General features: G+C 46.6%; 19 protein-coding genes. 8 read left to right on the forward strand and 11 right to left on the reverse strand.

The window, feature by feature from the left end; translation table 11 throughout:
* Positions 1-210, forward strand: a 210-nt coding sequence (locus LRP49_RS24390; protein WP_274146188.1) for a hypothetical protein, incomplete at its 5' end; no start/stop codon positions are given.
* A gap of 367 nt (positions 211-577) precedes the next feature.
* On the opposite strand, the gene LRP49_RS24395 is transcribed toward LRP49_RS24390, so the two are convergent.
* The 4 genes from LRP49_RS24395 to LRP49_RS24410 are packed head-to-tail and all read right to left on the reverse strand — an operon-like array spanning position 578 to position 3,507.
* Complete coding sequence (locus LRP49_RS24395; protein ID WP_274146190.1) at positions 578-1,015, reverse strand: prepilin-type N-terminal cleavage/methylation domain-containing protein; 438 nt, start codon at positions 1,013-1,015, stop codon at positions 578-580.
* Positions 1,005-2,288, reverse strand: a complete 1,284-nt coding sequence (locus LRP49_RS24400) for a hypothetical protein (RefSeq protein ID WP_274146191.1) — start codon at positions 2,286-2,288, stop codon at positions 1,005-1,007. Before LRP49_RS24400 ends, LRP49_RS24395 begins: the two co-directional genes overlap by 11 nt.
* A gap of 5 nt (positions 2,289-2,293) precedes the next feature.
* On the reverse strand, positions 2,294-2,971 hold the full coding sequence (locus tag LRP49_RS24405) for a PilW family protein (RefSeq protein ID WP_274146192.1): 678 nt from the start codon (positions 2,969-2,971) through the stop codon (positions 2,294-2,296).
* Positions 2,968-3,507: a prepilin-type N-terminal cleavage/methylation domain-containing protein gene (locus tag LRP49_RS24410; protein ID WP_274146193.1), complete on the reverse strand. Its 540-nt coding sequence runs from the start codon at positions 3,505-3,507 to the stop codon at positions 2,968-2,970. The genes LRP49_RS24405 and LRP49_RS24410 overlap by 4 nt, the downstream gene beginning before the upstream one ends.
* Positions 3,508-3,609: 102 nt before the next feature.
* Between LRP49_RS24410 and LRP49_RS24415 the strand changes: the two genes are divergently transcribed.
* Positions 3,610-4,047 (forward strand): type IV pilin protein, encoded by a 438-nt coding sequence (locus LRP49_RS24415; protein ID WP_274146195.1) that lies wholly within the window; start codon positions 3,610-3,612, stop codon positions 4,045-4,047.
* Between the two features lie 41 nt (positions 4,048-4,088).
* On the opposite strand, the gene dnaJ is transcribed toward LRP49_RS24415, so the two are convergent.
* From dnaJ to grpE, 3 genes are all read right to left on the reverse strand, one after another.
* Positions 4,089-5,228 (reverse strand): molecular chaperone DnaJ, encoded by a 1,140-nt coding sequence (gene dnaJ, locus LRP49_RS24420; RefSeq protein ID WP_274146197.1) that lies wholly within the window; start codon positions 5,226-5,228, stop codon positions 4,089-4,091.
* A 167-nt stretch (positions 5,229-5,395) separates the two neighbouring features.
* A complete protein-coding gene (gene dnaK / locus LRP49_RS24425) occupies positions 5,396-7,312 on the reverse strand; it encodes a molecular chaperone DnaK (RefSeq protein ID WP_274146199.1) in 1,917 nt (638 codons plus the stop codon).
* Positions 7,313-7,510: 198 nt separating this feature from the next.
* Positions 7,511-8,116, reverse strand: a complete 606-nt coding sequence (gene grpE, locus LRP49_RS24430; RefSeq protein WP_274146201.1) for a nucleotide exchange factor GrpE — start codon at positions 8,114-8,116, stop codon at positions 7,511-7,513.
* A gap of 183 nt (positions 8,117-8,299) precedes the next feature.
* On the opposite strand from grpE, the gene nadK reads away from it, so the two are divergent.
* From nadK to bamE, 3 genes are all read left to right on the forward strand, one after another.
* Positions 8,300-9,181, forward strand: a complete 882-nt coding sequence (nadK, locus tag LRP49_RS24435) for an NAD(+) kinase (RefSeq protein WP_274146203.1) — start codon at positions 8,300-8,302, stop codon at positions 9,179-9,181.
* A gap of 163 nt (positions 9,182-9,344) precedes the next feature.
* The gene (gene recN, locus LRP49_RS24440) at positions 9,345-11,012 is read left to right on the forward strand and encodes a DNA repair protein RecN (RefSeq protein ID WP_274146204.1); all 1,668 of its coding nucleotides are present in this window, start codon (positions 9,345-9,347) and stop codon (positions 11,010-11,012) included.
* 130 nt (positions 11,013-11,142) lie between these two features.
* The gene (gene bamE / locus LRP49_RS24445) at positions 11,143-11,499 is read left to right on the forward strand and encodes an outer membrane protein assembly factor BamE (RefSeq protein WP_274146206.1); all 357 of its coding nucleotides are present in this window, start codon (positions 11,143-11,145) and stop codon (positions 11,497-11,499) included.
* Positions 11,500-11,596: 97 nt separating this feature from the next.
* Here bamE and phoU read toward each other — a convergent pair whose 3' ends face one another.
* Genes phoU through LRP49_RS24465 form a run of 4 tightly spaced genes read right to left on the reverse strand, consistent with a single transcriptional unit; the run spans position 11,597 to position 17,028 of the window.
* Positions 11,597-12,304: a phosphate signaling complex protein PhoU gene (phoU, locus tag LRP49_RS24450; protein WP_274146208.1), complete on the reverse strand. Its 708-nt coding sequence runs from the start codon at positions 12,302-12,304 to the stop codon at positions 11,597-11,599.
* Between the two features lie 18 nt (positions 12,305-12,322).
* Positions 12,323-13,141, reverse strand: coding sequence for a phosphate ABC transporter ATP-binding protein PstB (pstB, locus tag LRP49_RS24455; protein WP_274146210.1), 819 nt, complete (start codon positions 13,139-13,141; stop codon positions 12,323-12,325).
* A gap of 24 nt (positions 13,142-13,165) precedes the next feature.
* The gene (pstA, locus tag LRP49_RS24460; RefSeq protein ID WP_274146213.1) at positions 13,166-14,812 is read right to left on the reverse strand and encodes a phosphate ABC transporter permease PstA; all 1,647 of its coding nucleotides are present in this window, start codon (positions 14,810-14,812) and stop codon (positions 13,166-13,168) included.
* Positions 14,813-14,856: 44 nt separating this feature from the next.
* A complete protein-coding gene (locus LRP49_RS24465) occupies positions 14,857-17,028 on the reverse strand; it encodes an ABC transporter permease subunit (protein ID WP_274146215.1) in 2,172 nt (723 codons plus the stop codon).
* 242 nt (positions 17,029-17,270) lie between these two features.
* On the opposite strand from LRP49_RS24465, the gene LRP49_RS24470 reads away from it, so the two are divergent.
* From LRP49_RS24470 to ppx, 3 genes are all read left to right on the forward strand, one after another.
* A complete protein-coding gene (locus LRP49_RS24470; protein ID WP_274146217.1) occupies positions 17,271-17,783 on the forward strand; it encodes a glycine cleavage system transcriptional repressor in 513 nt (170 codons plus the stop codon).
* 15 nt (positions 17,784-17,798) lie between these two features.
* Complete coding sequence (gene ppk1, locus LRP49_RS24475; RefSeq protein WP_274146219.1) at positions 17,799-19,898, forward strand: polyphosphate kinase 1; 2,100 nt, start codon at positions 17,799-17,801, stop codon at positions 19,896-19,898.
* Positions 19,891-21,393 (forward strand): exopolyphosphatase (gene ppx / locus LRP49_RS24480; protein ID WP_274146221.1); only part of this gene is annotated, 1,503 nt, incomplete at its 3' end. The genes ppk1 and ppx, both read left to right, overlap by 8 nt.

Below are 21,393 nucleotides of genomic sequence, written 5' to 3' on the forward strand. Positions count from 1 at the left end.
TTAACGTCCCCCGAAGGTTCAGTTAAGTCGCTGCCGCTCGACTTGCATGTGTTAGGCCTGCCGCCAGCGTTCAATCTGAGCCATGATCAAACTCTTCAATTAAAGTTTTGGCTCAACGAATACTGTTTTGTTTCCTCTTCGAAAAGAAGAAACGAATTGACTGTGCCGATAACTCCGAAGAGTTTTCGTTTGGTCACTCAGTTTCATTGATAAATCTTTTTGTCTATCAATTACGAGTGCCCACACAGATTGCATAGGTCAAATTGTTAAAGAACGTTGACTTAAGAAGCTAAGCTTCTCACCGTCAGGGCTGCGAATTTTACGCTGCCGGGCGATGAAGTCAAGAAGAAATTTTGAGATTTTTCCGCGTTGCTTTCGCAACCGTCAAAACGTCTTGTTGACCAACCTCAATGCTATCCTTTCATTTGGTAACCTTGAAGTTTTCATCTTACCGAAATCGGTTGCCTTTCCTTGTTAGGAGCCGCTCTCCGTGTCGGTGAAGCGGCATTATAGGGAGCAAAAACACATTGGCAAGGGCATTTTGCGAAAAACATCACAAAATGCATTCGTTTGATTACTAATCGTACAGATTGGTGAATTTCGATACGGAAACCGGTAAAAGTAAGCTTTGAGTATCGCCGGCACGGTCATCCCAAGATACATTTACATTGAAAACTTTCGCATACGTTTCTACAACTCCAGATGAAGGCGTGTGATTTAGAGTCTTCTGCGTCGTCACTGCAATAGTAAAAATGCTATCAGCTCCTAAGCTGACTTTACATTCATGTATGTCAGCCAATGTTTTGCCTACGCAAAGCGAACCCTCCGTGTTGATAGTCTGCATAAGCGAAACTTGCGACTCCGCAATTCGTTTCGCCTCCATAAACAAAACCGAATTTGCTTTTTCAACTTCCAAAAAGCTATATAGTTTCAGCACTGACACAGCCGATAGAACAATAACAACCATCGATAACAGCACTTCCACTAACGAAAATCCCTTAATGTTAGAAGTCATGGAAGCTTCCCTTTACAAGTTTCAAACTGCCGCTGCCAGGAGATGGAGAGCCACCATCATCAATATAACCGGGTTTAAAAGCTCCGCGGACAATTGAAGACGAATCCGGCACATCTACCATATAACTGCCAAAGCTTTCATAAGAACCATTGAAAAAAAATGGCAATGCTCCCCATTTACTCACGTCATCGCCAAATTCAGTAAGAAGCTGTGCACAGAGTAAAGACATAGCACCGTCTTTGCAGAGAATGTGATTTGTTCCATCGTCTTTTTTATACGCCCCCCAAGAATCTGCGATGTTTTGTGCGGGGTAATCAACCGTAAATTGCAATATGGAACCATTAAATGTAAAAACACCATGCGCGCCAACAACGCCGTTTTTTATAACAACTAACGGTGGTGATTCTTTGCTGCCAGCACCGGACATACCTGTGAGCATGCAGTCACCCTCTACCCATATTTTCTTTTTCCCAGCATCTATATGGGTTTTGATGTTTGCTCCACAATTCGTTACCGCCTCTGATGCAGAAATAGCCGAGCCTGTTGTCAGCTTTACCTCAAAGCCTTCCTTGACTGTTTCCCACTGTTCTTTCGGTACATCAAACTGATCTTGAAATACATCTATGTTGGGCTGGTTGTGCAAAATATCCCCTTCAAAAGCATTGGTAATCGGATCAGAGTGAGTAGGGATGTGTGTGCTATAGCCAGTTGCACACTTTTCTTTGTTGCCAGCAAGCTCAGAGGTAAACTCGGCGTCACTTTTTCCAACATCTATAGTAATGTCTCCACCTGCGACGATTGCAGTACACTGGTAATAATCAACGCTATCTTTCGTCTCTACCAATTGACCTTTCGCGGGTATCCAGGCATTCCCCCCATCCACAACAATTCCGCCTGATGTTTTAAAAGCACTTGCGGTGCCACCCAGAGGCCGAATAATTGCCTTTGATGCGGCATAGCCTGAAGCTGACATCAATTGCCAATTGGTTCCCACACTTTCAAGTGAAATAGTTACACCAGCTATTTCACAATCATTGAATACCGCATTACTGTATCCGGCAGCTGTTGGATCTACGCCTTTTTGTTCGTACAAAGCCGCCGCGCAATCCAACCCTGCTTGAGCTTTAGCTCTTTGCTTAGCATCCGCCACATAGTTTTGCGCTTTTTTCATACTCGCAAAACCAGAGCCAACAACAGCGACAGAGAACAGCGCAACGACCAACAATATTCCGCTCACCACAGCCAATGTTGCTAAACCTGTTTGTCTCTTCATCTTAATTAACCATCCACATTTGGAACGGATACCGAGAAAGAAACGGTATCGGAAATTGAGCTGTCGGTTTTTAGCGCAGCTGTTAAGGTTACTTCCACTACTTGGTTTTTGTTTGTGGAGCCAACGCCTGGGTGATGTGTTCTTTTGAACTCAAGGGAGGTAATAGACAAGCGTTCGAAGGTCATATCGCGCCAATAGCTCGAAGGGCCACTGCTCGTTGTGCTGCTGCAATTCCAGTTTGTCAGTCCATTATAATTTTCATAAATCTCAATAACTGCGTTACCATCACTATCGCTGCCGAGTCGAAAACCTTTGGCATCGTCTTTATTCAGTCCGACTGCCTCTGTTCGTTTATCGTGGTTATACGCAAAACGAATACAACTTCCTGCGTCGGATTTAGACGCACTATCATCAATCAAGATGGAAGATATCGCACCTGCACTATCTTTTTGTAAAAACGGGTTAGCTGAAGCGCAGTCATAGCAAAAACCTGCCCGTGCAATTTCCACTTTCAGCGTATTAGCAATTGTATCCAGTTGTGTTCGCATGAAATCTGACTGAAGCTGCTTCGACCCAAACTCACTGTTAACTGCAAAGAGGCTTAGCGAAGATGCTAATACCACTAAGCCGATCGTCATTCCGACCAGCAACTCAACCAGCGTATAACCTTTGGCTCTGTTCATGACGGACATGCCTCCCAACCACGATACGAGGTGTTACTGCAACCTTTTAGTCCGGTATATTGACGAATCATAACGCCGGATTCATCACCAGTTTCCGAACCAAACGCCAACTTAACCGTCTTATTAGAAGAAGGAAGGCCATTGACAGATGAAAAATAAAAAAGCTTGGTGGTTTCCGTTACAACAGGGGCTTGTACGGTAATTGAATCGTCACTCGTAAACAGTAACTTCTGAAGGCCTTCATTATTCAAACACGTGAAATCATTTTTATTAGGTTTTTCGCTCAGCCCTATACAACCATCGTTGCCATCTTTTACTGGTTTGTAATAGACGTAAATCTCACGATGTCTTTTAACAGACTCAGTTTGACCGACTTCCAAAACAGTCAGCAGTTTGGCTGAGCGGCTTTCTACTGATGCCGTTTTCTGTGAATTTACAAATGAAGGAACGGCCACGGCTGTGACCACTGCCAACACTGACACTGCTACAATCATTTCAATGAGGCTAAATCCGCGTTGTAGATTCCAATATCTCAAAGCAGCCTCCATCATCGGCCCGCTCAACTTGTGTCCATACTAGCAACAGCGATAATTTAGATCTTTGGAATAAAACCGTTTTCCTGTATGGCGAACCAAAAAATGACATTGAGAACAAAGACATTACACGCCGGTATGACAATGATCGAAATTTTGATCGCACTTGCTATCATTGGAGCTATCGCCTCAATGGCCGTTCCAGCATTAAGCAATTTTTTGGTGAAGTCTGAACGTCAACGTGCTCAATTTGATCTCTACCAGTTACAAACATATACAGAGCAACATTTTACTGAGACGGCGAGCTATCCAACCACCGCATCGTTAGTATGTTCTACATGTCAGGTTTCGGAAGAGTATGACTTTACGATTACGACTGGTGGGACGGGAAATAACATATACATTTTAAAAGCAACACCAAAAGCAACGTCTAGCCAAAAAAATGATGATGAGTGTTACACAATGATAATCAATGCTGTCACTGAGCAATCAAATGTCGACAAAGACGGTGACCCTCTTAATAGTTCAAAATGCTGGATATAAAAAAACCGGCTAGATAGCCGGTTTTTCTTTGTTCTTTTGGTTTAGCTGGTCAGGTCATCGAAGAACTTCTTCACGCCGTCAAAGAAACCTTCTGATTTAGGCTTGTGCTTTTTCGCTGCACTCCCACCCAATGTTTCTTCAAATTCGCGTAACAGTTCTTTTTGCTTGCTGCTTAGATTCACTGGGGTTTCTACCACCAGCTTACAAATCAAGTCACCCAAACCACCGCCACGTACAGACTGCACACCTTTACCACGCATGCGGAACATACGGCCAGTTTGGGTTTCAGTGGGCACTTTCAGGCTTACACGACCATCCAATGTCGGCACTTCAACTTCGCCGCCCAGTGCTGCCATGGTAAAGCTCACTGGCACTTCGCAGTACAAGTTGTTGCCATCACGCGTAAAGATGTGGTGATCACGTACATGCACCTGCACATACAAATCACCCGCTGGCGCACCAAACTCTCCCGCTTCGCCTTCACCGCTCAAGCGGATACGATCGCCCGTATCAACACCTGCTGGGATTTTCACGCTCAGGGTCTTGGTTTTCTGCACACGGCCTTGGCCATGACAGCTGTCACACGGATCTTTGATGATTTTGCCGCGACCATGACAAGTTGGACACGTTTGCTGAACCGCAAAGAAGCCCTGACGCATCTGGACTTGGCCTTGACCATGACAGGTGCCACACGTTTGTGGAGATGAACCTGGTTTTGAGCCACTGCCACCACATGGGTCACAGCTTACATAAGTTGGAACTTCGATCTCTTTGGTCACACCACGGACAGCATCTTCCAAAGAGAGCTCCATGTTGTAGCGAAGATCTGCACCGCGCTGCGCGCGAGCTTGACCACCGCGACGACCACCACCAAAGATGTCGCCAAACACGTCACCAAAGATATCGCTGAAGTCTGCGCCGCCACCGAAGCCGCCGCCACCGCCCATACCACCTTGTTCAAAGGCAGCATGACCGTATTGATCATAGGCCGCTCGCTTTTGAGAGTCCGTCAGGATCTCATAGGCAAGCTTAACTTCTTTAAATTTCTCAGCAGCCGTATCATCCCCTTGATTCCTATCAGGGTGATACTTCATTGCCAGACGCTTGTACGCTTTTTTAATTTCACGTTCTTCCGCGTCACGGCTTACGCCAAGTACTTCATAAAAATCACGTTTTGACATGTTTAACTTGTCACCTGTTCATTTAACCAAGCGAACATAAACCCGCTTCGCTTTATACAACTACGGGCGAAGGAGATCCCTCCTACGCCCGTGCGAAATAAAATCGGCTTATTCCTTCAAAAAGGACGCTGCTTTACAGTGCCTTTCATCAGGCCTGTTCGCTGGTTTTATTTTTTGTCGTCTTTTACTTCTTCAAACTCAGCGTCAACAACATCGTCGTCTTGCTTAGTTTGTGCACCGGCGTCTTGTTGCGCTTGAGCAGCTTGTGCTTGCTGTTGTGCAACTTCCATCAGCTTCTGAGATGCAGCAATCAGAGCTTGAACTTTCGCGTCGATAGCTTCTTTGTCTTCGCCCTTACGCGCTTCTTCAAGTTCAGAGATAGCCGCTTCGATTTTCTCTTTCTCGTCTGCTGGCAGAGCGTCACCCGCTTCTTCGATTTGCTTACGAGTACCGTGAACCATTTGGTCAGCTTGGTTGCGCGCAGTTACCAGTTCTTCGAACTTCTTATCTGCTTCTTTGTTCGCTTCCGCTTCCTGAACCATCTTGTCGATTTCAGCGTCGCTCAAACCACCCGATGCTTGGATAGTGATCTTCTGCTCTTTACCTGTGCTCTTGTCTTTTGCAGACACATTCAAGATACCGTCAGCATCCAGGTCGAAGATTACTTCGATTTGTGGCATGCCACGTGGTGCTGCATTGATACCTTCCAGGTTGAACTGACCCAGTGACTTGTTGTGCAGAGCTTGCTTACGCTCACCTTGCAGAACATGGATAGTTACCGCACTTTGGTTGTCTTCTGCAGTAGAGAACACTTGGTTCGCTTTTGTTGGGATCGTGGTGTTCTTCTCGATCAGCTTGGTCATCACGCCGCCCATGGTTTCGATACCCAGAGACAGAGGAGTAACGTCCAGCAGAAGAACGTCTTTCACGTCACCCGCAAGAACACCACCTTGAACCGCAGCACCTACAGCAACTGCTTCATCAGGGTTAACGTCTTTACGCGCTTCTTTACCAAAGAACTCAGCAACTTTTGCTTGAACCATTGGCATACGAGTCTGACCACCAACCAAGATTACGTCGTTGATGTCGCTTACAGACAGGTCTGCGTCAGCCAGAGCAACTTTCAGTGGCTCCAGTGAACGTTGAACCAGATCTTCAACCAGTGATTCCAGCTTCGCACGAGTCACTTTGATGTTCATGTGCTTAGGACCAGTCGCATCTGCAGTGATGTACGGCAGGTTAACGTCAGTTTGTTGTGCAGAAGACAGCTCAATTTTCGCTTTTTCTGCTGCTTCTTTCAGACGTTGCATTGCCAGTGGATCTTTACGCAGATCGATACCTTGGTCTTTTTTGAACTCATCTACCAAGTAGTTGATCATGCGGTTATCGAAGTCTTCACCACCTAGGTGAGTGTCACCGTTGGTTGCCAGAACTTCGAAGGTTTTCTCGCCTTCTACTTCGTCGATTTCGATAATAGAGATATCGAAAGTACCACCACCTAGGTCGTAAACCGCGATAGTACGGTCACCGCCTTCTTTATCCAGACCGTATGCTAGAGCAGCCGCGGTTGGTTCGTTGATGATACGCTTAACTTCTAGACCCGCGATACGACCAGCATCTTTGGTTGCTTGACGCTGTGCATCGTTAAAGTACGCAGGAACTGTGATAACCGCAGCAGTTACTTCTTCACCTAGGAAGTCTTCCGCAGTTTTCTTCATTTTCTTCAGGACTTCAGCAGAAATCTGAGGCGCAGCCATTTTCTCGCCTTTCGCTTCTACCCAAGCGTCGCCGTTGTCAGCTTTAACAATTTTGAACGGCATGATTTCGATGTCACGCTGTACTTCTTCGTCTTCAAAACGACGACCGATCAGACGTTTGATCGCGTACAGGGTGTTTTCTGGGTTGGTTACAGCTTGGCGTTTTGCTGGCTGACCTACCAGTGTCTCACCGTCCTGGGTGTACGCGATGATTGATGGCGTTGTGCGATCGCCTTCCGCGTTTTCAATTACGCGTGGCTTGTCACCGTCTAGTACTGCTACACATGAGTTGGTAGTACCCAAGTCGATACCAATGATCTTACCCATTTGGTTTTCTCCGAAATTCGTCTTACGTCTATGTTGCGTTAACCCTTATATGGGGGTCGCAGTTAAGGGTTCAACCCTACACAAGAAAAATTATTAATTTTCTTTCTGATGCACCATAGATAAGGGCGTTAAAGCTACTTTCAAGGGGGCAAAATAAAAAAAACCCGCAAAAAGCGGGTTTTTCATTAATTGAGTAATTTAGGCTTGCTCGTCAACGTTTCCCGCTGCCGCTTTTGACACCATTACCATGGCAGGGCGTACTACACGGCCGTTTAATTCATAGCCTTTTTGCATCACAAACATCACTGTGTTTGGCGCGTGATCAGCACTTTCCTGAATCGACATTGCTTGATGGTATTCAGGGTTAAATGGTTGACCTGTTGGATCCAACTCTTTCAGACCAAATTTCGCAACGCCGTCCTTCATGGTCTTCAGGGTCAATTCAACACCTTCAAGCATAGGCTTGATGGCTTCATTGTCTTTCTCTGCCAACTCAACAGCACGTTCCATGTTGTCAATAACTGGCAACAACTCATTCGCAAAGCGCTCCAATGCAAACTTACGTGCTTTATCGATTTCCTGCTCGGTACGACGACGCATGTTTTCAATATCAGCACGAGCACGCAGAACACTGTCTTGCTGCTCTTTAACTTTTGCTTCGCTTTCTTCCAACGCCGCTTCCAGTTCCGTAATACGGCTGATCATTGCATCTGTTTCTGCATCCAGGGCATTTTCATCTGCCATTTGTTCTACCGCTTCATTCAGCATTTCTTCTTCCTGGATCTTGTTTTCTTCTTTGCTCATGCTCTCTCCGACACAATACTCTGTGTTGAGTCCCACATTCTGAGGCAATGGGACATCAATCTCGACAGTTTTGCTTATTATGGGGATGTGTGCTCGCGTTTCAAGGTGTGCTATGCCGCAAAGCACGACAAGTTTTTCTCATTCGCTTATACTCAAGCCACTAATCTGTGCAGGATCAATAAGATGTCAAAGCGTTTCAACACTATTGCTTTGGTAGGCAAACCTCGAAATCCCGATGCGGTAGCCACACACGAAAGTCTCTATAACTGGTTGACTAACAAAGGTTACCGAACACTTGTCGATAACCGTCTAGACAATTACCTCAATATTCCTGCAGAAGATTTTCATGACTTATTGTCACTCGGAGCCAAAGCAGATCTTGCTATTGTCATTGGTGGCGACGGTAACATGTTGGGGGCTGCGCGAGTACTTTCCCGTTTTGATATTTCTGTGATTGGCGTCAACAGAGGGAACCTTGGATTTTTAACTGATCTCGACCCTGACGCGTATGAGCAGGCCCTTTCCGATGTATTAGAAGGGGAGTACATTGAAGATTACCGTTTCTTGCTTGAAGCGGAAGTCCACCGTCACGGTCAAATAAAAAGTCATAATGCCGCGCTTAACGAAGCCGTACTTCACCCGGGGCAAGTGGCACACATGATAGAATTTGAAGTCTATATCGACGATAACTTTGCTTTTTCCCAGCGCTCTGACGGCATCATCATTTCAACGCCGACGGGTTCCACTGCATATAGCCTGTCTGGTGGCGGTCCGATTCTTTCGCCGAGCCTCGAAGCGATCTCTTTAGTGCCTATGTTCCCACACACCCTGTCGAGTAGGCCATTGGTTGTTGATGCAAAACGACACATTAAGCTCGTCGTATCGCCGGACAATGGAAGTACGCTTGAGGTCAGTTGTGACAGCCAAGTTTCTCTTCCTGTAAATCCAGGTGATGAAGTGCATATCTATCGAAGCCCTTCGCTTCTCAAGCTTATTCATCCGAAAAACTACAGCTATTACAAAACACTACGAACAAAACTAGGCTGGGCCAGTAAATTGTTCTGATAGGGGTTTGTATTTTGACCAAATAAGAGCAGGTATCACCTGCTCTTTTTGTTATATCCATCACAAATTTTTTCAGAGATCGATACCCAGCACCTTTACTGTATACAAACACAGTATATACTGTATATAACAACAGGTGATAATAAACACAGGTATCAATCTCATGCTAGCGCACATTACGATTCAAAACTTTGCCATTGTTAAAGCGTTAGAACTCGATTTCCACAAAGGCATGACAACCATAACGGGTGAAACCGGTGCGGGTAAATCTATCGCAATTGATGCGCTAGGACTCTGCTTAGGTGATCGCGCTGATGCGGCTATGGTTCGCCCAGGTGAAGAAAAAGCGGAAATCGTCGCCCTATTTCATCTTCAAAATAACCCAGCAGCACGTCGCTGGTTAGAAGATAACGAATTGGCTGATGGAGATGAATGTATTCTGCGTCGTGTTATCACTAAAGAAGGTCGCTCTCGCGCTTTTATCAATGGCAGCCCTGTTCCCGCTTCTCAACAAAAATCTCTCGGGCAGCATTTGATTAATATTCATGGTCAGCATGCACACCAGCTACTGATGAAAAATGACTACCAACTGACTCTACTCGACCAATATGCTGGTCACCAACACCTTTTAGTTACCATGCGTCAGCGCTATCAAGATTGGCGTGCCGCCCGCAATGAACTCAAGCAACTTGAAAAAAGCAAAGAGGCGTTTGAAGCCCAAAAACAATTACTTGAGTATCAGGTCAATGAGCTGAATGAATTGGCGTTGGGTGAAAATGAATACCCAGAGCTCGAAGAGGAGCATAAACGCTTATCAAACTGCGGTGATATCGCCATTTGTAGCCAAAGCGTGCTGCAATCACTCAGTGAAGATGAAGATAATAATGCCCTACAGCTGCTTCAGTTTGCCCAGCAAAAACTGGCTGAATTGGCATCCATGGACAGTCAATTCAACGATCTTCAACAGATGCTTGATGAGGCTTGTATTCAAGTACAGGAAACCTCTCATGAGATCACAGCGTATATGGATCGCTTAGATATGGATCCTGCGCGATTGAACTATTTGGATGAACGCATGGCAACCATCATGCGCCTATCTCGTAAACATCAAGTCTCGCCAGAAGAGCTGTATGCCGCGCATCAAGCGTTAAATCTCGAACTGGAAAATCTCAATGACAGTGACAACCTCATTGAGCAGCTTCAGGCGGAGGTCGAACTCAAACTTCAAGCCTGCATGGCAGCAGCAGACAAGCTCAGCAAAAGTCGTAAACGCTACGCAAAAGAATTGGATAAATTGATTTCCGCGAGCATGCATGAGCTTAGTATGCAAAACGGCAAGTTCCATATCGCGTTGGACAGTCAGCCAGAGACACACCTTTCTCCACTAGGCGTAGACAGTATTGAGCTATTGGTTTCAACCAACCCCGGGCAACCAATGCAAGCATTGGGACGTGTCGCTTCCGGTGGTGAACTGTCGCGTATTTCACTGGCTATCCAAGTGATCACCGCTCAGAAAGTCGATACGCCAAGCTTGATCTTCGATGAAGTAGATGTGGGTATCAGCGGCCCAACAGCCGCAATTGTTGGCAAGCTTCTGCGCAAATTAGGAGCATCAACACAGGTCATGTGTGTAACCCACTTACCTCAGGTTGCAGGATGTGGTCACCAACAAATGTTTGTCGCGAAAGCGAGTGAGAAAGGCTCAACCACCACCAGTATGGTCGCACTGGATGATCAAGCCCGCATACAAGAATTGGCGCGCTTATTGGGGGGCAGCGAGATCACCGAACATACACTCGCGAATGCAAGAGAATTGCTCATCGCTGCTTAATCTTTGCTCTATAGCTAGAAACTTTTACCAAAATCCATGGTCGAACTGACAAGTTGAAAGAAGAGGTTTTTACTTCTTTCAATTGCTTGTTTATTATCGACCCCCTATTTTGGAAGTGAAGTAAGAAGTCATGCGTTGGAAACACATCGCTGCGGCATCCATAGTTCTTGCTACAATGACAGGCTGTTCATTGGTAGATAAGTTGGTATACCGCATAGATATCAATCAGGGAAATTACATCGACCAGACTGCGGTCGAAGAGCTTAAGTTTGGCATGACCAAAGAACAGGTTACATTCTTACTTGGTCCTCCAATGCTTGTCGAGTCTGGCTTTCCGAACACGTGGTACTTCGTACAGTACCTAAAGCCAGGGCATGAAGAACCTCAACAGAAAGAGTTAGTTTTGTCGTTTAATAACGAAGGAACACTTGTTGGGATGAAAGGCGATTACAAGCCTGGCGCAAATTTCTTCAAGCCTATTCAATAGATAGCATTTTGCTTAACGCCAAAGCCTCGCCTCTGCGGGGCTTTTTCATACAAAAAAGCAGCCAAATGGCTGCTTTCTCTCATTCGACCCCAGTCAATTACTTGAGCATTTTTTCAAGCTGCTCTTTGTTGGTGTGGCGAATATCTTTACCCTTCACGAAGTAGATAATGTATTCGCATATGTTCTGGCATCGGTCGCCGACACGCTCAATCGCGCGAGCAGACCACATGACTTTTAATACATTCGGAATTGAACGAGGGTCTTCCATCATATAGGTCATAAGCTGACGGATAATCGCTTCGTATTCTTTATCTAAATGGTCGTCACTGTGGTAAACCTTCATCGCGGCATCCACGTCCATACGTGCAAATGCGTCCAGCGCGTCGTGCAACATACGTGCAGCTTTCTGGCCGAGGTTTTCCAAAGACACTAAGAAAGGTTGCTGAGAGTTGGAAAAGTTATCTAACGCCATACGCGCGATGCTGTCAGCGACATCACCAATCCGTTCTAAGTCCGTGATGGTTTTGATGATAGCCATCACCAAGCGTAAATCACCCGCAGTCGGCTGACGCTTTGCGATAATGCGTGTACAAGCTTCATCAATCGCCACTTCCATTGAGTTAACCTTGTGGTCTTCTCGCATGACGTGTTTGGCCAGATCGACATCCTGATAATGCATCGCTCGAAGCGCGTCTGTTAGCTGACGCTCAACCAGCCCTCCCATTGCTAATACATGAGTACGGATAGCTTCGAGTTCAGTATTGAACTGACCTGATATATGGCGACTGATGTTTTGGTTATCCATCTACTTCGGGATCCTTTCTTAGCCGTATCGGCCAGTTATATAGTCTTCTGTTTGCTTGTTTTTAGGCGTGGTAAACAGTGTATCTGTATCTGCGTATTCTACCAACTTCCCAAGGTTGATAAATGCCGTCTGATCTGAAACACGCGCTGCCTGCTGCATATTATGCGTAACTATCACCACGGTATATTTCCGTTTCAGATCATTAATCAACTCTTCAATGGTCAGCGTCGAGATCGGGTCAAGTGCAGACGTTGGTTCATCAAGCAGTAAAACTTCTGGTTCGATTGCTATTGCACGAGCGATCACCAAACGTTGTTGCTGACCACCAGACAAGCCAAATGCGTTTTCATGAAGACGATCTTTGACTTCATCCCAAAGCGCAGCGGCGCGTAAAGAGCGTTCTACGGCATCATCCAATGTCCGAACGTTTTTCACCCCCTGCAAACGCAGCCCATAAATGACATTCTCATAGATAGATTTTGGGAATGGGTTGGGACGTTGAAAAACCATCCCAACGCGGCGGCGCAAAGAAGGAACATCGACATCTTCATCGTACACATTGGTACCATGGAGTGTGATTTCACCATCTACTCGGCAGCCATCCACGAGGTCATTCATGCGGTTAATACAACGCAACAGTGTCGACTTCCCACAACCTGATGGTCCAATAAATGCCGTCACCTTTCCCTTCGGAATACGCATATTGATATCAAACAAGGCCTGCGTATTGCCGTAGTGAAGGTTTAAATGTCGAATAACCAGCGCAGTCTGCTCATCGGGAAGTGATGAGAGATCGACAGGGCCAGGCAATCCGATGTTGGCATTAATGGATATCATTTCGCTGTCATGTCCTCTTTAAGATCAAATATCTTGTTCTAGTGAACGGTACTTCTCACGTAAATGGTTACGGATGGTAATCGCCGCCAAGTTTAAGCTAACTATAACGGTTACCAATAACAATGACGTTGCGTAAACCAAAGGCCTCGCGGATTCAATATTTGGGCTTTGGAAGCCCACATCATAAACATGGTAACCCAAATGCATAAACTTTCTATCGAGATGTAGATACGGAAAGTTACCGTCTAGCGGCAAGCTCGGAGCCACCTTCACAACGCCCACCAGCATAAGAGGTGCAACTTCACCGGCCGCACGTGCGATCGCCAAGATAAGTCCGGTCATGATGGCAGGACTTGCCATTGGCAACACGATGCGCCACAAGGTCTCTGCTTGGGTTGCCCCCAACGCCATCGAACCATGCCGAACCGAGGACGGAATACGCGCCAAGCCCTCTTCCGTGGAAACTATAACGACGGGTAAGGTCAGAATGGCCAAGGTCAACGAAGACCACAAAATGCCCGGCGTACCAAACGTTGGGTTAGGCAGCGTATCTGAATAAAAGAATGCATCGATATTGCCACCGATAAAATAAACGAAAAAACCAAGACCAAATACGCCATAAACAATAGAGGGCACGCCAGCCAAGTTCACAACGGCAATACGAATGACACGGGTGAATGCGCTCTTTCCTGCATACTCGTGCAGATAGACGGCAGCCAGAACCCCCAGCGGCGTCACCATGATCGACATCAGCAGTACCATCAACACCGTACCAAATATCGCAGGAAATACACCGCCTTCAGAGTTCGCTTCTCTCGGGTTTTCGGTGACGAACTTGCCAATTTGGTGCAGCCAATGCGTAAATTTCTCATGCCAACTCATGGCGTTTGGATACCACATTGCCATGACATGGTTCATCGGAATTCTAACCGTTGAGCCTGCTCTGTCGGCCATCAATAGACTGTCTAGAGCCATGTCAGAACGCATCGCCATCAGCGTTTGTTCTTCCGCTGCATAACGTTTTTCCAAAATCGCAATTTCATCGTCAAGGAACTGAGGCACTGGCTGATCAGCTTTGAGGTAAGTATTTCGCTCTGTTTTCAGGCTGGTAAGCTGGTGATTAACCTTTTCGATATCTATACGTTCAAAGCGTGATAGCTCGTCGCGTCGCTCGGTTATTTCCGCAATTTTTTCGTCGTAGAAAGAAGGTAAAAGCGTCTCATCAACCACTTTTCCGTTAGAAATATACCCTTGTGGGATTCCGAAAAACGCACCATTTTCCGTTCGTTCAACAACGGCAATGTCTTCTGCCGCCACTTGGGAAACGATGTCCTGTTGCAACACTGAAATAAAATCGTGTGCTTCCCGCTCTCGATTGGCAATTTTGATAAGAAGGCGTACGTGTTCGTTGGCCGTCGGGTCTTTTAAATCAATTCCAGCTTCGATTAGTTGCTGAGACAATACCGTTTCAGTGTCATAGATTTCGCCGTAGAAGTGCTCGTTACCGTGCTTAGTGTGCACGTCAAATTCGTATACAGGCGACGGCCAAAAATACGCTAACCCTTTCCAGCCAATCAGTAGCATTACGCCCAATACAGCAACGAGACAAAGGCTTACCATGCCTGCACTCATCCAAACCCAAGGCGAGCTGCGGTTTAATCGCTTAAACATCGCAACGCTCCATAGATAACTTAAGAATGGACAGGCTAGAAAACTTACATCGCACGGTATTTATCTCGTAGCTGCTGACGAACAAACTCCGCCACTGTGTTAAATAAGAAGGTAAAGCTAAACAGGATAAATGCTGTCAGGAATAGGACGCGGTAATGCGAACCACCCACTTCTGACTCTGGCATCTCGACAGCGATATTCGCAGATAAGGTTCGAAGCCCTTCAAAGGGGTTCCACTCCATCAGTGGCGTATTACCTGTGGCCATCAAAACAATCATGGTTTCGCCGACTGCACGTCCTAAACCCATCATGATAGCCGAAAAAATACCGGGGCTTGCTGTCAGTAGTACGACGCGCGTTAAGGTTTGCCAGTGCGTTGCACCTAATGCCAAAGAGCCATTAGTTAGGTGACTTGGCACAGAGAAGATCGCATCTTCAGCGATGGTGAAAATGGTAGGGATAACAGCAAAACCCATGGCCAAGCCAACAACGATCGCGTTGCGTTGGTCAAAGTTAACACCCAAAACATCCGTGACAAATACACGGCTGTCTCCTCCCAAGTAGTGCTGCTCAATGAAAGGGCCTATCGAAAATGCGAAATACCCTATTCCAAGAATTATCGGGATCAGCAGGAAGAGATGGCCACCATCGGGGATTTTTCTTCGCCACGTTCTTGGTAGCTCGGCCCACACCAGTGCAACCAGCAAGAATGAAATGGGGAGCGACACAAATATCAAGAAGACTGCAGGCAGGTTTTTCTCAATGATTGGTGCCAGCCATAAGCCCGCTAAGAAACCGAGAATAACCGTAGGCAACGCCTCCATGATTTCAATGGTTGGCTTTACCACTTTTCGCAGGCGAGAAGGCATAAAGTAAGCGGTATAAATCGCACCTCCAATCGCCAACGGAACGGCAAAAATTAAGGAAAATGCAGCGACTTTAATGGTGCCAAATACGATAGGCACCGCACTGAGTTTACCCTCGAAGCTCTCATTGCCTGACGTTGACTGCCAAACATAGTCCGGCTCACTGTACCCTTCGTACCAGATTTGTCCCCAAAGCGATCGAATACTGACATCAGGATGAGGATTGTCCACCGTCAACACTGTCAGTTTGCCACTTTGCTCAATCAGCAACCTGTCAGCACGTGGAGAGAACGCCATCATGTCAACCGCGTCCGCGAACTGAGGGAAATCAAAGCCGTCTCGACTTTCGCTTGGCACATGCCATAGCGATAGCACTCCGCTGTCGGCGAGGTTAGCAAATACATTGCGATGCGCTTCAACAGCCAGGTCGCCATTGGATGTGGCGAAATTTCGCACGAGCGTCAGGCTTCGTTCATTGGATTTAACCACATCAAACCATTGCCCAATGACACCGTTATCCAGACGCACCAACAATGAGTGACCGCCCGCTAGCAGTGTCATACTGACTGGTTTATGTCCTGTAACCAATGCCACATCCACCGATTCACGGCGATCAACCCCGCGCGATGACACGGTATACACATTCAGCTCATTGCCTACCAATTCGAACAGCTTACGCCCACTTGGCGTAACCAGAACCTTCGCATCGGGATCGGAATAAATGGTGCTACGCAACTGCTCTACACCGGCTTTCTCAACCACCACATGAATTTGATCACCGGACAATCCCGCGATAGTCCGCACGTCATCATGGTCTGAAAAAGAAAGTTGAGTAATCGGCGCATTTACCAAAGAAAGTTGCGTACTGCCCATCATCTTTAAATCAGGCGTAAATGAGCGCTTTCCATCGGTGTAATGGGAAATAAATCGCAAGCGGTGGAAGACCACTGAGCCATCAGAAAGGCCATAAGCGGTGATCCCAGCGGTAGGATGTTGCGCAAAAAAACTGGTCGGAGAGTTAGCAAGTTGCTGACGCATCACCACATTGTCTTTTCCGTCTAACGAAAAAACCGTGAATGCACCAGATTGAGAATAGCGAAAGCCTAATTGGTCGTTTTCATCAACGCCTATTTGGGCTGGTTGCTCTTGGAATGTTAGGTTGAGTGCTTTATTGAACGCCACATCAGGGCTTTTAAACAGGGGAAGCACAACGTAAGCAAGGTAGAAAAAAATCAATAGCAACGCAAATAGCACAACAAGACCGCCCCCGGTGACAGATAGGCGAGTTAGCTTGTCAGTAAAACGCCGACGGGGATTTCCTTGCATCAGCGCATTTTTGGCGTTTGCCATTGGTACCTCTTTTTACTCGATTCAGCGAGACATAATATTTCTTTTTGATGACACAAATGTGACAGCACAGAAAAACCGCCCGAGTTATTCGGCTGAAATAAAAGTGTAACAAAAGATATTTAGCCTTTCTTAACGTTGACTTAAAACACAGATCGGACTCACTGCTTTATACGAAGGTAGACACTGACTGTCGACAGCTCCAATATGGGGTTTCTCCACGCTGTAGACGTTAAGGATCAACCATGAAGCAGTTAGTAATTACTTTGATTGGCACCGACCGTCCAGGTCTTGTAGAAACGCTTTCCGATACTGTTTTCCAACATCAAGGAAGTTGGCAAGCCAGCAGCCTAAGTAAACTCGCAGGCAAGTTTGCTGGCATTATTCAAGTCGACATCAAAGAAGAAGATGCAACAGGGCTTTCAACAGCACTGACCAACATCCCAAATTTAGACGTTCTTATCGCTGACGCTGCACGGCAACCAGAGCCGGATACAACCACACACACCTTGACCGTTACAGGTAATGACCGTCCAGGCATTATTCAAGAGGTAACGAGAGAGATCGCCAAATTTGGCATAAACATCAACAGTCTAGAAACCAATGCGCAGAGTGCAGCCAATTCTGGCGGCGTGATTTTCACTGCGGATTTTGATTTGGATGTTGCTAACAACCTCTCTCTTGAAGCCATTGGGGAAGCTTTAGAAGGCTTATCTGACGATCTCATTGTGGAGTTTGATGTTAACGATATTTCTTAGCAGGAAAAGGGATTAATGAGCGCTGATACACATTACGTAGAAAAAGAACTTAGTTGGCTGTCATTTAACGAAAGGGTACTTCAAGAAGCGGCAGATAAAACCGTACCGATCATTGAACGAGTTCGATTTCTCGGTATTTTCTCCAGTAATCTGGATGAGTTCTATCAAGTTCGTTTTGCGGACGTAAAACGCCGTATTCTTATTAATGAAGAGCAAGGTGGCGATGACAACGCAAAAGTATTGCTTGGAAAAATCCAAGAAAAAGTGCTTAAGCTAAATCAAGATTTTGACCATCTGTACAACGACATTTTGCTCGAAATGGCTCGACGCCATATCTTTCTCGTTAATGAACGACAGCTCACTGATTACCAGCAAAACTGGCTACGTAAACACTTTGTCAGCAATCTGCTCCCACATATCACTCCGATTATTTTAACGGACGATATGGATTTGCTGTCCTTCCTTAAAGATGCCTACTCATACCTTGCAGTAGAGCTGAAAAAAGAAGGACAGCCTACCCGTTATGCATTAATTGAAATTCCCACAGATGAAATTGAGCGTTTCATCAAGGTTCCAGAGCCGAAAGGCAAGCGTCGTCGCAAAACTATCATCTTGCTAGACAACATCATCCGTCTTTGTCTGGATGAGATTTTCCGAGGATTCTTTGATTATGACAGCGCAGAAGCGTATGCCATGAAGATGACTCGAGACGCTGAGTACGACCTCACCAATGAGGTCGATCATAGCTTGCTTGAAAACATGTCAGACAGCCTCGACCAACGCCTAACGGCCCTGCCTGTTCGATTTGTCTATCAACGCGACATGCCAAAAGATATGGTGAAACATATTCTCGCCATGCTGAGGATCTCTGATTACGACAGTGTACTGCCCGGCGCGCGCTACCATAACTTTAAAGACTTCATCGGTTTCCCAAATGTCGGGATGAGATACCTAGAAAACCCGCCGCTTCCCCCCATTGACTCCGCGGATTTCAAACAGCACCCAACCGCATTTGAAGCTATTCGTGAACGCGATGTCTTGCTCTACTACCCTTACCACACTTTCCGACATATGACAGAACTGGTGCGTCAGGCATCGTACGACCCCAAGGTACGTAGTATTCGTATCAACGTATACCGCGTCGCGAAGAACAGCCGCATCATCAACTCTATGATTGATGCTGCCAATAATGGCAAACGCGTCACGGTTGTAGTTGAACTTCAAGCCCGCTTCGACGAAGAAGCTAACATCGAATGGGCACGCGTGCTGACAGATGCGGGCGTGAAAGTGGTATTTGGGACACCAGGCCTGAAAATTCACTCCAAGCTCTGCCTTATCTCTCGCCGAGAAGATGACGGACTTCGTGAATACGCCCATATCGGTACCGGTAACTTCCACGAAAAGACAGCGCGCATCTATACGGACTTTTCGCTGTTTACAGCAGACAAGTCTATAACGTCCGAGGTCCGTAAGGTGTTTAACTTTATCGAAAACCCTTACAAGCCAGTGAAGTTTAATAACCTTATCGTCTCACCTCGAAATTCACGTTCTCGCCTCAATCGTTTAATCGAGCGTGAAATTGAACACGCGCGGGCCAAACGTAAGGCTGGCATCACACTCAAGGTCAACAATCTCGTCGATAAAGGTCTGGTCAATCTTTTGTATAAAGCCAGCAGTGAGGGCGTGAAGATTCGAATGATCATTCGCGGCATGTGTGCACTGGTACCGGGCGTGAAAGGCATTAGCCAAAACATTAAGGCTATCAGTATCGTTGACCGCTTCCTCGAACACCCCCGTGTATTTGCATTCGAAAATGGCGGTGAACGCGACCTGTATATTTCATCGGCTGACTGGATGACCCGCAACATCGATAACCGAATCGAAGTTGCCACTCCAATCAAAGATGAGCGCCTGAAAGAGCGGATCATGGATATCCTTGAGCTGCAGTTCGCTGACCGTGCCAAAGCGCGTGTTATCGACAAAGAGATGTCTAATTCATACGTTAAGCGCGGAAATCGTAAAAAAATACGTTCGCAAATTGAAATTTACGATTACCTTAAACAAGTAGAGAGAACGGAAAATCGGCGCTTAGCGGACAAATTGAAAAATGAATGAAGAGAAGTACGCTGAAAAACCCCGGGAAATCGCCGCGATTGACCTGGGTTCCAACAGCTTTCACATGGTCGTTGCCCGCGTGGTCGGGCAAGGCCTTCAAATCATCAGTCGACACAAGCAACGAGTTCGACTTGCTTCAGGCTTAGATGATCATCTCAACCTCGACAACGCATCCATTACCCGTGGTATTGAATGCTTGGGCATGTTTGCAGAACGACTACAAGGATTTCCAGAAGAAAACGTCCGTGTTGCTGCGACGTTTACACTGCGTGAGGCGAAAAACAGTCACGTATTCCTGCAACGTGCGAGAAATGTCTTTCCCTACCCTATCGAAGTGATACCCGGTGTAGAGGAAGCACGCCTAATCTACCTTGGCGTCAGCCACACCCAACCCGGCGAAGGGCGTAAGTTGGTCGTCGATATCGGTGGCGGCAGCACAGAGCTTGTGATTGGCAAGAACTTCACTGCGTCTCTCGTGAACAGCAAGCGCATGGGGTGCGTCAGCTACAACGAACGCTTCTTTAAAGACGGACAGATCTCCTTGAAACGTTTTGCCTCCGCGCAAATCGCAGCAGAGCTGAAATTGGAAAGTATTTCACGTCAGTACAAGCGTTTTGGCTGGGAGGAGGCTGTCGGCTCATCTGGCACTATTAAAGCCATACGTGAAGTGTTGATTGCCAGTGGACACGATGATGGGATCATTACCCGCAAACGTCTGGATGGTCTCATCGATACTGTGCTGACCTTTAAATCGGCCGACACGCTCGACTTACCAGGGCTATCACCAGACAGAAAACCCGTTTTCGCGGCTGGTCTTGCCATTCTTTCGGGTATTTTTCAGGCACTGGATATCGAAAAAATGGTCTTTTCTGACGGCGCGTTGCGCGAAGGCCTGCTCTATGAAATGGAAGACCGTTTCCAGCACAGTGATATTCGCAGCCGCACTGCCGCAGACTTGGCCGAGCGCTATCACATTGATAAGCAGCACGCAGACAATGTCCAACAAACCGCAGAGATGATTTACTTTCAGGCAGAGCCTCAGTTAAAACCCAAAAAGGCCGAACTGTCGATTTTGCTAAGCTGGGCTGCGCTGCTTCATGAAGTGGGTTTGAGTATTTCGCACTCTGGTTTCCACAAACACTCTGCTTATATACTGCAAAACACCAATATGCCAGGGTTTAACCAAGAGCAGCAGACCGTTTTAGCAACCTTAACGCGCTTTCACCGTAAAACGCTAAAACTGGCGGAAATGCCTGAATTTACGCTGTTCAAGCAAAAGCATATTTTCCCATTGATCCGCGCACTGCGACTCGCTTGCGTACTGAATGTTCAACGCTCAGGTGAGCCACTCCCTGACGTCGTACTCTCGGTATGTGACGATGCATGGTCACTGCGCTTCCCTGAGAACTGGTTGAAGAAGAACCGTCTCCTCGCTGCTGACTTAGACGCAGAAAAGGTTTATTGGGAAGGTATTGGTTGGACATTGCGTATCGAG

The organism is Enterovibrio qingdaonensis (genome assembly GCF_028683135.1).
In the GTDB taxonomy this organism is placed as follows: domain Bacteria; phylum Pseudomonadota; class Gammaproteobacteria; order Enterobacterales; family Vibrionaceae; genus Enterovibrio; species Enterovibrio qingdaonensis.